This window comes from Priestia iocasae (assembly GCF_016909075.1).
Classification (GTDB): Bacteria; Bacillota; Bacilli; order Bacillales; family Bacillaceae_H; genus Priestia; species Priestia iocasae.
Genome location: NZ_JAFBFC010000010.1, coordinates 1 through 13430, shown reverse-complemented (window position 1 = coordinate 13430; position 13430 = coordinate 1). Strand labels below are relative to the sequence as shown.

Sequence of the window (13430 nt, the reverse complement as noted above, 5' to 3'; positions counted from 1 at the left end):
AAGTAATCATATGAATCAAGACATTAAAGAAATTTTAATTTCTGAAGAAGAAATTCAAGAAAAAATTAAGGATCTGGGTAAAATACTAACGGAAGAGTACAAAGAAAGCTTTCCATTAGTGATTGGCGTATTAAAGGGTGCAATGCCTTTTATGTCTGATTTGTTAAAACGCGTTGATACATATTTAGAAATGGACTTCATGGATGTTTCAAGTTATGGAAATGCAATGGTTTCATCGGGTGAGGTCAAAATCTTAAAAGATTTAGATACATCAGTAGAAGGTAGAGATATCCTTATTATTGAAGATATTATCGACAGTGGCTTAACACTTAGCTATTTAGTTGAACTATTCAAGTATCGTAAAGCGAAATCAATCAAAATTGTAACGCTTTTAGATAAACCATCAGGTCGTAAAGCAGCCATTAAAGCAGATTATGTTGGGTTTAATGTACCAGATGCATTTGTCGTTGGGTATGGTTTAGATTATCAAGAAAAATACCGTAACCTACCTTATATTGGGGTGCTAAAGCCTGAAGTTTACAGTAATTAAAATCATTAAAAGAGCAATTTGTTGTATAGGATAATTTTTCTATGATACTATTGGAAATAATGTTCTCTATCATGGGAGGAGGTAAGGAATGAATCGGATCTTCCGTAATACCATCTTTTATTTACTTATATTTTTAGTAATTATTGGCGTAGTGAGTTTCTTTAGCGGTTCTAATCAACAAACTGAGCCAATGAGTTACGATACATTCGTTGAAAACCTTGATAAAGGTGAAGTAACGGAATTAAAACTAAAACCAGAACGACAAGTATATGAAGTTCGTGGTAAATTACAAACGTATGATAAAGATCAGGAATTTGTTACTTATATCGCAGATGGTGATCGAGCATTAGAACGCATCGATACAGCTGCTGAAAGTGGTGCACTGAAAGTAGATATTCAACCTGCTGAAGAAACAAGTGGGTGGGTAACATTTTTCACATCTATTATTCCATTTGTCATCATCTTTATCTTATTCTTCTTCTTACTTAACCAAGCTCAAGGTGGCGGTAGCCGTGTTATGAACTTTGGTAAGAGTAAAGCGAAGCTTTACAATGAAGAGAAGAAAAAAGTGAAATTCAAGGATGTAGCAGGTGCTGATGAAGAAAAGCAAGAGCTCGTTGAAGTAGTAGAGTTCTTAAAAGACCCTCGAAAATTTGCAGAGTTAGGTGCTCGTATTCCAAAAGGGGTACTACTTGTAGGACCTCCGGGTACTGGTAAAACGCTATTAGCGAGAGCGGTAGCTGGTGAAGCTGGCGTACCATTCTTCTCTATTAGTGGATCTGACTTTGTAGAGATGTTCGTTGGGGTAGGGGCATCACGTGTTCGTGATTTATTTGAAAATGCGAAAAAGAATGCGCCTTGTATCATCTTTATTGATGAAATTGATGCTGTAGGTCGTCAACGTGGAGCGGGCCTTGGTGGTGGTCACGATGAGCGTGAGCAAACGCTAAACCAGTTACTCGTTGAAATGGATGGATTTGGTGCAAACGAAGGAATTATTATCGTAGCTGCAACAAACAGACCAGATATTTTAGACCCTGCATTATTACGTCCAGGACGTTTTGATCGTCAAATTACGGTTGATCGCCCTGATGTGAATGGCCGTGAAGCAGTATTAAAAGTACATGCTCGCAATAAGCCGTTAGATGAATCTGTGAACTTAAATACAATTGCCTTACGTACACCGGGCTTCTCAGGTGCAGACCTTGAAAACTTATTGAATGAAGCAGCTCTTGTAGCCGCTCGTCAAAATAAGAAAAAGGTAGATATGTCAGATATCGATGAAGCAACAGACCGAGTGATTGCAGGTCCTGCAAAGAAAAGTCGCGTTATCTCTCAAAAAGAGCGTAATATCGTGGCGTATCACGAAGCGGGTCATACAATTATCGGAGTAGTATTAGATGAGGCTGATATGGTTCATAAAGTAACAATCGTTCCACGTGGTCAAGCTGGTGGTTATGCAGTTATGTTACCAAAAGAGGATCGTTACTTCATGACAAAGCCAGAGCTACTTGATAAGATTGTTGGTTTACTTGGTGGTCGTGTTGCTGAGGAAATTATCTTTGGTGAAGTGAGTACAGGTGCTCACAATGACTTCCAGCGTGCAACAAGTATTGCTCGTCGCATGGTAACTGAATATGGTATGAGCGATAAGCTTGGACCAATGCAGTTTGGGCAGGCTCAACAAGGTCAAGTATTCTTGGGTCGCGATATTAATAGTGAGCAAAACTACAGTGATGCAATTGCACACGAGATTGATCTTGAAATTCAACGTATTATTAAAGAATCTTATGCGCGTGCGACTAAGATTCTAACAGAAAACCGTGATAAATTAGAGCTTATCGCTCAAACACTTCTTAAAGTGGAAACACTTGATGCAGAACAAATTAAGCATTTAGTGGACCATGGTAAACTTCCTGAACGTACACGTAAGAGTGAAGAGGATGTAAAGGTAAACATCTTAACAAAAAAGGAAGAAACACCAAAAGAGGAAACGAGCGAAGAAACGAAAGATAAAGAGTAATCAAAAGGTGCCCTTCATGGGGCACCTTTTTTATTGTTAATGAGCATAAGCAAGGATAAAGCTGCACGAAAACTTACTAGTTGTGGTATGATTGTGGCAGTATAATTATCGAAATTAAATAGAGTGGTGATTAAGTTGATCTTTGTATTGGATGTTGGGAATACGAATACAGTGTTAGGTGTGTATGATGGAGATGAATTGAAGTACCATTGGAGAATTGAAACAAGTCGTAATAAAACAGAAGATGAATATGGAATGACTGTTAAAGCACTTCTTGAGCATGTGGGACTAACGTTTAGTGATATTCATGGTATTATTATTTCTTCAGTTGTTCCTCCAATTATGTTTTCTCTTGAGCGTATGTGTCAAAAATACTTTCACTTAAAGCCGTTAATTGTTGGACCAGGTATTAAAACAGGGTTGAACATTAAATATGAGAACCCTCGAGAAGTAGGAGCAGACCGTATTGTCAATGCTGTAGCCGGTATTCATCTATATGGAAGCCCTCTTATTATCGTAGACTTTGGTACAGCCACAACCTATTGTTACATTAACGAAGAAAAGCAGTATATGGGTGGTGCTATTGCCCCTGGTATTAACATTTCAACTGAGGCGTTATATTCAAGAGCGGCAAAGCTACCTAGAATCGAAATTGCTCGTCCAAGTAGTATTGTAGGTAAAAATACAGTGACAGCTATGCAGGCAGGTATTTTATACGGCTACGTAGGACAAGTAGAAGGTATTGTTTCGAGAATGAAAGCACAGTCAGATGTAAAACCTAAAGTTATTGCAACAGGTGGACTAGCAACTCTTATTGCAAAGGAATCTGATGTAATTGATATAGTAGATCCATTTCTTACGTTAAAAGGACTACAGCTCATTTATACAAAGAACATGGAGCAAGAATAACTACATAATATGAGAAGTAGGAAAGGTGTGTATATTCAGTGAGCGATTATCTTATAAAAGCGTTAGCTTATGACAATCAGGTTCGAGCGTATGCGGTTCGAACAACAGATACAGTCGGAGAAGCACAGCGCCGTCACTATACGTGGCCGACGGCATCAGCGGCACTTGGCCGTGCGATGACCGCTGGTGTGATGATGGGTGCGATGCTAAAAGGTGAGAATAAGCTAACCATTAAAATCGAAGGCGGTGGCCCAATCGGTCCCATTTTAGTGGATAGTGATGCTAAGGGACATGTAAGAGGGTATGTGACAAATCCACAGACTCACTTCGATTTAAATCAGCAAGGAAAACTAGATGTAGCTAGAGCGGTTGGTACAACGGGTATGTTAACCGTTGTAAAAGATATTGGTATGAGGGAAAACTTCACAGGGCAAGTCCCAATTGTATCTGGTGAGCTAGGAGAGGATTTTACTTATTACTTCGTATCCTCTGAACAAGTTCCATCTTCAGTTGGTGTAGGTGTGCTGGTTAATCCAGATAACACAATCCTAGCAGCTGGTGGCTTTATTATTCAATTAATGCCTGGGACAAGTGAAGAAACCATTTCTATCATTGAACAGCGATTGAGCACAATTGAGCCTATCTCTAAATTGATTCAAAAGGGATTAACACCAGAAGAGATTCTTTTTGAAGTATTAGGTGAAGAGCACGTAAAGGTATTAGAGAAAATGCCAGTAGAATTTCGTTGTCACTGTTCACGTGAGCGTATCTCGAATGCACTTATTAGTTTAGGTAAAGAAGAGATTCAATCAATTATTGAAGAAGATGAGCAAGCGGAAGCACAATGCCATTTCTGTAATGAAAAATACCAATTCTCAAAAGAAGAGCTTGAAGAACTAAAAGAGAATGCAATGTAAAATAAGGGTGCGTATTGACGCACTCTTATTTATTTTTTTAGATGTTCTGTCATATAGTAAAAGAGAACTAAGAATAACAAGTCAAAATGATTGACAATTTAGAAAATAATTGATAAATTTGATACAAATTCAATAAAAATAGTCGGAATTAGGAGTGATATCATGGCTCGTGTAGCAAATTCTATTACAGAACTTATTGGTCAAACCCCAATTGTTAAGCTAAATCGCGTGGTAGAAGAAGATTCAGCTGAGGTTTATTTGAAGCTGGAGTTTATGAATCCAGGAAGCAGTGTAAAAGATCGTATTGCATTAGCAATGATTGAAGATGCAGAAGCAACAGGATCGTTAAAGCCAGGAGATACAATTATTGAGCCAACAAGTGGAAATACAGGTATTGGCTTAGCGATGGTAGCGGCAGCGAAAGGATATCGTGCCATTTTAGTTATGCCTGAGACAATGAGTTTAGAGCGTCGTAACTTGTTAAGAGCTTATGGAGCTGAGTTAGTGTTAACCCCAGGTCCAGAAGGAATGAAAGGTGCTGTAAATAAAGCGACGGAACTTTCAAAAGAGCATGGTTATTTTATGCCACAACAATTCCAAAACGAATCGAATCCAAAAGTTCACCGCAATACAACAGGTAAAGAAATTGTCGAGCAAATGGGTGACCAATTAGATGCATTCATTGCAGGGGTAGGAACAGGAGGAACAATCACAGGAGCTGGTGAAGTTCTAAAAGAAGCGTATCCTACCATTAAGTTGTATGCGGTTGAACCAGCAGACTCCCCAATTTTAAGTGGAGGCCAACCAGGACCTCATAAAATCCAGGGAATTGGTGCAAACTTTGTACCTGATATTTTAAATACGCAAATTTACGATGGTGTTATTGCGATTAAAAATGAAGAAGCATTTGAATATGCAAGAGAAGTAGCTAAGACAGAAGGACTACTAGGTGGAATCTCATCGGGTGCCGCCATTGCAGCAGCATTGAAGGTAGCGAAGCAGCTAGGTAAAGGTAAAAAAGTTCTAGCTATTATCCCTAGTAATGGTGAGCGTTACTTAAGTACGCCGCTTTATCAATTCGAAGAGCAGCAAACACAGAAATAATAAAGTTATGCTATAAGCCTTTAACATCCATAAATGTTTAAATAAAATCCCTTTCTCTTCTATCCTTTGAATGCAACGGATTGAATGAGCGAGGGATTTTATGGTCTGTCTGAAGTTGAGATTTTTTCTTCATTTTGAGGCAAACCCGTTTTTTTCTTACTTTAGTGAATAAAGACCTTAAATCATGTAAAATAACTAGTAGGTGATTTGTTTTTAGGAGAGTGACGAGATGCAGCAAAGAATGACTTGGGGAGAGCCCATTTATATTCCTAAAGATAAGTGGTTTCAAAAATATCAACAGTTATCAGAAAGAGAAACAAACCATATCCTTCTTGAAAGTGGACGTGGAGGAATGTTTCACATTATAGGTTTAACGCCAATTGCGACTTTAAAAGGTGAAAGCGGAGAATTACGTATTGTAGAGAACAATAAAGTGTCTACGGTAAAAGGTAATCCTCTTCATTCTATGAGAGAATGGATGAAAAAGTATGAGACCGTACACAATGATGAGCTGCCTCCATTTCAAGGGGGAGCAATAGGCTACGTTAGCTATGATTACATCCGATATGTGGAGCATTTGCCAGAGTGTGCAGAAAATGACCTTGAATTACCAGACATCTATTTTCTTGTTTTTCAAGATGTATTTGTTTATGATCACGTTAATGAAAAACTATGGATCATGACAAATGATCTTGTTAATCAGAAAGAAGAAGCACAAAGTCGTATTCAACGTTATAAAAAGGTATGGATGAGCAGTGAATCGTATGAGCCACAGTATGAACCTGCATCTAAAGAAAACGATTCTGCGAATGTGTTTATGTCAGAGTCCTATTTTTCAGATGCTGTCACGAAAATTCATGATTACATTGCCCAAGGTGATGTATTTCAAGTGAACTTATCAGTTAGACAGTCTCAGGCTTTACGTACACATCCTATGCATATCTATGAAAAGTTAAGAGAGATTAATCCATCTCCATATATGTCCTATATGCAAACAGATGAATTTCATATTGTTAGTTGTTCTCCAGAGCTATTGATTAAAAAGGCTGGAGACGAAATTAGCACACGACCAATTGCAGGGACAAGATCTCGTGGAAAAACAGAAGAAGAAGACCTCGCATTAGCTAATGAGCTCATTCAAAGCGAAAAAGAACGAGCTGAGCATGTGATGTTAGTAGATCTAGAGCGCAATGATATTGGACGGGTTTGTGAATATGGAAGCGTACATGTTGATGAATTTATGGTTATTGAAAAATACTCGCATGTGATGCATATTGTGTCCAATGTCAAAGGTAAATTGGCTAAGGATAAAGACTTTGTTGATATTGTAGATGCTGTTTTTCCTGGCGGTACCATCACAGGTGCTCCAAAGGTTAGAACAATGGAAATCATTGAGGAGTTAGAACCAGTAAGAAGAGGTATTTATACCGGGTCCATTGGTTGGATTGGTTTTAACGGAGATTTAGAATTGAACATTGCCATTCGAACGATGTTAGTAAAGAATGGACAAGCGTATGTTCAAGCAGGAGCAGGAGTTGTGATTGACTCTAATCCAAAGTATGAATATAAAGAGTCATTAAAGAAAGCTGCTGCTTTATGGAAAGCAAAAGAGTTGAGCGAAAATGAGTTGAGTGAGGGTGAGAAGAGATGATTTTAATGATTGATAATTATGATTCATTTACTTTTAATTTAGTACAATATTTAGGTGAGCTAGGCCAGGAGTTAGTCGTAAAGCGAAATGATGAAATTACGCTTGCAGAAATTGAAGAGTTGAACCCAGACTTCTTAATGATTTCTCCGGGTCCTTGTAGTCCAAATGAAGCGGGCATTAGCTTAGAAGCGATTGCGCACTTTGCAGGAAAGATTCCAATTTTCGGTGTTTGCTTAGGTCATCAGTCAATTGGGCAAGTGTTTGGAGGTAAGGTGATTCGTGCAGAACGATTAATGCATGGAAAAACATCCGAGATTCATCATGATAACCAAACGGTGTTCAAAGGATTAGAGAATCCGCTAGTTGCAACACGATATCATTCGTTAATTGTAGAGAAAGAATCGCTACCGGATTGTCTTGAAATATCAGCATGGACACAAGAAGGAGAGATTATGGCTCTTCGTCATAAAACATTACCGATTGAAGGAGTACAATTTCATCCAGAATCCATTATGACGTCATTTGGAAAAGAAATGCTACAGAACTTCATCGAAACTTATCAAAAGAAAGAAGTGTAACAATGTATATATATATCAATGGTGAAATTGTTCAGCAGTCAAAAGCCGTTATTTCACCTTTTGATCATGGATACATGTACGGACTAGGGTTGTTTGAAACATTTCGTATATACGACGGTCACCCGTTTTTATTAGATGACCATCTATCTAGACTACGTAAAGGCTTAGAGGATTTACAGATTGACTGGTTTTACTCCAGAGAAGATATTATAGCAATCATAAGAGAGCTATTAGAAAAAAATGAGATAAAAAATGCTTATGTACGTTTAAATGTTTCTGCAGGTATCGGAGAAATCGGTTTGCAGGTAGAAAACTATGAACAACCATCTACCATTTTTTATTTAAAGTCTATTCCTTCTACATCCCCCCTCCTTATGAAAGAGGGGGTTCTTCTTGAGACTCGACGAAATTCCCCTGAAGGTAAAGAAAGATTAAAATCTCATCACTACCTTAACAATGTCATTGCCAAGCGAGAAGTTGGTAGTGATATGAGTAAAGAGGGAATTTTTTTGACAAAAGAAGGATACCTGGCAGAAGGAGTTGTATCCAATCTGTTCTTCGTAAAAGGAAGTATAGTCTATACTCCTTCAATTGACACTGGTATTTTAAATGGAGTTACCCGTCAATTTATTTTACGTATGTTGCAAAAACAACACATTAAAGTAGAAGAAGGTCTATTTCGGTTAGATGACTTGTTAAGAAGCGATGAAGTATTTATGACAAATTCCATTCAAGAAATTTTTGCTATTAAAAATATCGGTGAAACATCGTTTAAAACGGGAGAAGGAACGCTAACCTATACATTACAACAACTCTATAAGAGAGGTACCGTTTCTTTGTGGAGTCGAGAACAGTTATAGAAGGGGAATAGCATACATGATTGTAAAACCTTTAGTAGATGAACAAATCATTACATGTGGCGATTACACGTTAAATTATAAAAATCAAACGTTAATTATGGGTATCTTAAACGCTACTCCTGACTCGTTTTCCGATGGTGGAAAGTACAATGAAATTGATCAAGCCATTGCTCATGCAAAACAGATGGTGGAGCAAGGGGCTCATATTATTGATGTAGGTGGAGAATCAACAAGACCAGGAGCTGAAACAGTTTCTGAAGAAGAGGAATTAGAAAGAGTGATTCCTGTTGTTCGAGCGTTATCTCAGCATATTAATGTGCCAATCTCGGTGGATACATATAAAGCTGAGGTTGCGAAACAGGCTATTGAAGCAGGGGCTCATATTATTAATGATGTATGGGGAGCAAAAGCAGATCCTAAAATGGCTGAAGTTGCTGCTTTTTATGGGGTTCCTATCATTCTTATGCACAATAGAGAAAGTCGAGATTATACGGACCTTATCCCAGATATGATTAGTGATTTATATGAGAGCATTACGATTGTAAAAAAAGCAGGTGTTCAAGACCATCAAATTATTCTAGATCCTGGCATCGGTTTTGCAAAGGGAATGAATGAAAACTTAGAGGTGATGAGAAACTTAGATCAATTCTCGACACTCGGTTATCCTATTTTGCTAGGAACATCTCGTAAATCGATGATTGGAAAAGTACTAGACCTCCCTCCCCATGAGCGGATGGAAGGAACCGCTGCTACGGTTGGAATGGGAATCTCAAAAGGTATCCATATTACACGCGTTCATGATGTATTAGAAATTTCTCGGTTTGCTAAAATGATGGATGTACTTGTTGGAAAAGGAGAGGTTTAACATCGATAAAATCTTTGTTCACAATATGAAATTTTATGGCTATCATGGAGTATTTGCGGAAGAAAATAAGCTAGGTCAACGTTTTAATGTGGATTTAACGGTCGAATTGGATTTACAAAAAGCTGGTGAAACAGATGACCTTGCACAAACAGTAAGTTATGCAGACTTATATAACACGTGTCAATCAATTGTCGAAGGAAAGACGTTTAAATTAGTCGAATCCATTGCAGAGACAATTGCCCAAGAAATACTTTCTGGTTACCTGCTCATACAGTCTTGTACGGTGAAAGTATACAAGCCAGACCCTCCGATTCGCGGACACTATGACTCAGTTGCAGTTGAAATTAAAAGGAGTCGCTAAATGGAAAATATCTCATATATAGCGTTGGGTTCAAATATTGAAGATCGTCTTTACTACCTAAAACATGGGGTTCTATCACTAGCGAGACATTCCGCTATTAAAGTAATAAATGGCTCGTCTATTTATGAAACAGAGCCAGTTGGCTATACAGATCAGAATCGGTTTTTAAATATGGTTATTGAGTTAAACACTTCTTTATCTCCTAATGAATTGCTTTCTGTTTTGCAACAAATCGAATTAGATTCTGGGAGAAAGAGGGAAATGAAATGGGGTCCTCGAACTCTAGACCTTGACATTTTACTTTACAACCAAGAAAATATTGAAACAGAAAGGCTAAAAGTTCCACATCCTAGAATGTTAGAGAGAGCTTTTGTGATGGTTCCGTTACTTGAATTAAACCCGCTGCTCTCGATTCCTAACCATGCTCAAGAAATACGGACTTTAATAGATAAACTAGAAGATCGAGAAGGAGTAACTGTATGGAAGCGGAAAAATGGGGAAGACGTATTCGGGCTTTTCGAAAGTTAAAAGGATTTACTCAAGAAAGCTTCGCGAAAGTGTTAGGGGTGTCTGTATCTGTATTAGGAGAAATTGAACGTGGAAATCGAATTCCTGAAGAAAAGCTCCTTTACCAGATCTCGGATGTGTTAAATGTAAGTGTCCAAGAATTAACACCAGAAGAACTTCAAAATAGATAACAACACAAACAAAGGAGAATTTTACATTGTTGAAAATTGGAGATATCACAATGAAAAACCCCGTTGTATTAGCACCAATGGCAGGTGTATGTAACTCTGCCTTTCGTTTGACGGTAAAAGAGTTTGGTGCTGGTTTAGTATGTGCTGAAATGGTTAGCGATAAAGCTATTTTATATAATAATGCTAAAACAATGGGTATGCTCTATATTGATGAACGTGAAAAACCATTGAGTTTACAAATCTTTGGTGGTGAAAAAGACACGCTTGTAGAAGCAGCTAAATTTGTAGATAAAAACACGACAGCAGATATTATTGATATTAATATGGGCTGTCCGGTACCGAAAATCACAAAATGTGATGCAGGTGCAAAATGGTTATTAGACCCTAATAAGATTTATGAGATGGTCTCTGCTGTAGTAGATGTAGTCGATAAGCCTGTAACAGTAAAAATGCGCACCGGTTGGGATGAGGATCATATCTTTGCCATTGAAAATGCTCAAGCTGTTGAACGTGCAGGTGGAAAGGCTGTGGCACTGCATGGTCGAACACGTGTACAAATGTACGAAGGTCGTGCAGATTGGGATATCATTAAACAAGTAAAAGAGTCTGTCTCTATTCCTGTTATTGGTAATGGTGATGTGGAAACTCCACAAGATGCTAAGCGTATGCTTGAACAAACAGGTGTAGATGGCGTGATGATTGGTCGAGCTGCATTAGGTAATCCATGGATGATTTATCGAACAGTAAAATACCTTGAAACAGGTGAATTGATGGGAGAGCCTTCTGTTCGAGAGAAAATGGATGTATGTAAGCTACACTTAGATCGCTTAATTGACTTAAAAGGTGAACACGTAGCGGTACGTGAGATGCGAAAGCATGCAGCGTGGTATTTAAAAAATGTACGTGGAAATGCGAAAGTGCGTAACGCTGTTAATGAATGCAATACACGTGAAGAATTAGCTGTTTTACTTGATAATCTTGTAGAAGAAGTAGAAACGAGAGAAGCGAATAACATTCAAGCTATTTGACATAAAGAAACGACTAATTTTATAATACCTCTAAAGAAGAGGATGCATTGCCAGTGATAAACTGGCATTTTTTCTGTTTGGAAAAACCCCTTATTATAAATCATGGAGATGAGTAGATGATGAATCACGAAGAATTAAATGACCAACTTCTTGTGCGTCGAGACAAAATGAACAATCTTCGAGAAAATGGTATTGATCCTTTTGGTGCAAGATTTGAACGTACACACACATCACAAGAGTTATTTGATCAATACAATGAGATTGAAAAAGAAGAGTTAGATGAAAAAGAGATTCCTGTATCTTTAGCTGGTCGTATTATGACAAAGCGTGGTAAAGGTAAAGCAGGTTTTGCGCATGTCCAAGACTTAACAGGCCAAATTCAGTTATATGTAAGAAAAGATGCAATTGGTGAAGAAGCCTATGATATCTTTAATACGGCTGATATTGGAGATCTTGTAGGTGTCCAAGGTGTGTTGTTTAAAACAAAGGTAGGAGAGTTATCAATTAAAGTAAAAGAATTTACTTTACTTACAAAAGCTCTTCGACCATTACCAGATAAGTATCATGGGTTAAAAGATGTTGAGCAACGTTACCGTCAGCGTTATTTAGATTTGATTACAAATCCAGAAAGCAAGCAAACTTTTATTTTAAGAAGTAAAATCATTCAATCGATGCGTCGTTACCTAGATAATCATGGTTACCTAGAAGTAGAAACACCAATGATGCATTCAATTGCGGGTGGTGCATCTGCTCGTCCGTTTGTTACTCATCACAATGCGTTAGATATGACATTATATATGCGTATTGCAATTGAGTTACATTTGAAGCGCCTGATTGTAGGTGGATTAGAAAAAGTATATGAAATCGGTCGTGTATTCCGTAATGAGGGTGTTTCAACGCGTCATAACCCAGAGTTTACGATGATCGAACTTTATGAAGCCTATGCTGATTATAAAGATATTATGAGCTTAACAGAAAACTTAATTGCTCATATCGCCCAAGAAGTCTTAGGTACAACAAGCGTTCAATACGGTGACCAAGAAATCGACTTATCTCCACAGTGGACAAGACTTCACATGGTTGATGCGATTAAAGAACATACGGGTGTAGACTTCTGGAAAGAAACATCTGTAGAAGAAGCACGAGCATTGGCTAAAGAACATAATGTAGAGATTAATGATCATATGCAATATGGTCATATTGTGAATGAATTTTTTGAACAAAAGGTTGAGGAAAAGTTAATTCAACCTACATTCATCTACGGACATCCGGTAGAAATTTCACCTTTAGCTAAAAAGAATGCAGAAGATCCTCGTTTCACAGATCGTTTTGAATTATTCATTGTAGCTCGTGAGCATGCAAATGCATTTACAGAACTAAATGATCCAATTGATCAACGTGAGCGTTTTGAAGCACAATTAAAAGAAAAAGAGCAAGGTAACGATGAAGCGCATGAAATGGATGATGACTTTATCGAGGCGCTTGAATATGGTATGCCTCCAACAGGTGGTTTAGGTATCGGTATTGATCGATTAGTTATGCTATTAACAAACTCACCATCTATTCGAGATGTATTATTATTCCCTCAAATGCGTCACCGTTAAAAAAGAAGAGCTGTTTATCAGCTCTTCTTTTTTATATAGAGGAAAGCTTTCGACGGAAAAGTCGTTATGTTGACCGCTTTGAAATTAGAATATTACAACATTTTTTATTTCTCTTGTGTTTCAAAAAAACATTTGTTATATTAATATTCGTTGTCGGGAAAACAAAACGATGACGAAAAATAAAATCAAAAAAGTTGTTGACATACAGTAGACAACTTGATATGATAGTAAAGTCGCTTCTGAGCGACGGTTGAACTTTGAAAACTGAACAAAGCGACAAAC

Annotated in this window: 14 protein-coding genes; all 14 read left to right on the top strand. The window is 37.7% G+C overall.

What is annotated here, in order from left to right; translation table 11 throughout:
* Window positions 1-10: 10 nt before the first annotated feature.
* The gene (hpt, locus tag JOC83_RS18640) at window positions 11-550 is read left to right on the top strand and encodes a hypoxanthine phosphoribosyltransferase (RefSeq protein ID WP_205188894.1); all 540 of its coding nucleotides are present in this window, start codon (window positions 11-13) and stop codon (window positions 548-550) included.
* Window positions 551-638: 88 nt separating this feature from the next.
* A complete protein-coding gene (ftsH, locus tag JOC83_RS18635) occupies window positions 639-2573 on the top strand; it encodes an ATP-dependent zinc metalloprotease FtsH (RefSeq protein WP_205188893.1) in 1935 nt (644 codons plus the stop codon).
* A gap of 135 nt (window positions 2574-2708) precedes the next feature.
* Complete coding sequence (locus JOC83_RS18630) at window positions 2709-3482, top strand: type III pantothenate kinase (protein ID WP_205188892.1); 774 nt, start codon at window positions 2709-2711, stop codon at window positions 3480-3482.
* Between the two features lie 38 nt (window positions 3483-3520).
* Window positions 3521-4399: an Hsp33 family molecular chaperone HslO gene (gene hslO, locus JOC83_RS18625; protein WP_205188891.1), complete on the top strand. Its 879-nt coding sequence runs from the start codon at window positions 3521-3523 to the stop codon at window positions 4397-4399.
* Between the two features lie 162 nt (window positions 4400-4561).
* Entirely contained in the window at window positions 4562-5503 is a 942-nt protein-coding gene (gene cysK / locus JOC83_RS18620; RefSeq protein WP_205188890.1) for a cysteine synthase A, read from the top strand.
* Between the two features lie 229 nt (window positions 5504-5732).
* The gene (gene pabB, locus JOC83_RS18615; protein ID WP_205188889.1) at window positions 5733-7154 is read left to right on the top strand and encodes an aminodeoxychorismate synthase component I; all 1422 of its coding nucleotides are present in this window, start codon (window positions 5733-5735) and stop codon (window positions 7152-7154) included.
* Window positions 7151-7732 carry an aminodeoxychorismate/anthranilate synthase component II gene (gene pabA, locus JOC83_RS18610; protein WP_205188888.1) on the top strand — a complete coding sequence of 194 codons (582 nt, stop codon included), beginning with the start codon at window positions 7151-7153 and terminating at the stop codon, window positions 7730-7732. Before pabB ends, pabA begins: the two co-directional genes overlap by 4 nt.
* A 2-nt stretch (window positions 7733-7734) precedes the next feature.
* Window positions 7735-8592, top strand: coding sequence for an aminodeoxychorismate lyase (pabC, locus tag JOC83_RS18605; protein ID WP_205188887.1), 858 nt, complete (start codon window positions 7735-7737; stop codon window positions 8590-8592).
* Between the two features lie 16 nt (window positions 8593-8608).
* Window positions 8609-9457: a dihydropteroate synthase gene (gene folP, locus JOC83_RS18600; protein WP_205188886.1), complete on the top strand. Its 849-nt coding sequence runs from the start codon at window positions 8609-8611 to the stop codon at window positions 9455-9457.
* A 1-nt stretch (window position 9458) separates the two neighbouring features.
* On the top strand, window positions 9459-9818 hold the full coding sequence (gene folB / locus JOC83_RS18595) for a dihydroneopterin aldolase (protein WP_205188931.1): 360 nt from the start codon (window positions 9459-9461) through the stop codon (window positions 9816-9818).
* The gene (folK, locus tag JOC83_RS18590; protein ID WP_205188885.1) at window positions 9819-10346 is read left to right on the top strand and encodes a 2-amino-4-hydroxy-6-hydroxymethyldihydropteridine diphosphokinase; all 528 of its coding nucleotides are present in this window, start codon (window positions 9819-9821) and stop codon (window positions 10344-10346) included.
* Complete coding sequence (locus tag JOC83_RS18585; RefSeq protein ID WP_205188884.1) at window positions 10298-10516, top strand: helix-turn-helix domain-containing protein; 219 nt, start codon at window positions 10298-10300, stop codon at window positions 10514-10516. Before folK ends, JOC83_RS18585 begins: the two co-directional genes overlap by 49 nt.
* Window positions 10517-10542: 26 nt before the next feature.
* A complete protein-coding gene (dusB, locus tag JOC83_RS18580) occupies window positions 10543-11544 on the top strand; it encodes a tRNA dihydrouridine synthase DusB (RefSeq protein WP_205188883.1) in 1002 nt (333 codons plus the stop codon).
* 119 nt (window positions 11545-11663) lie between these two features.
* A complete protein-coding gene (gene lysS / locus JOC83_RS18575) occupies window positions 11664-13148 on the top strand; it encodes a lysine--tRNA ligase (RefSeq protein ID WP_205188930.1) in 1485 nt (494 codons plus the stop codon).
* Window positions 13149-13430: the final 282 nt, after the last annotated feature.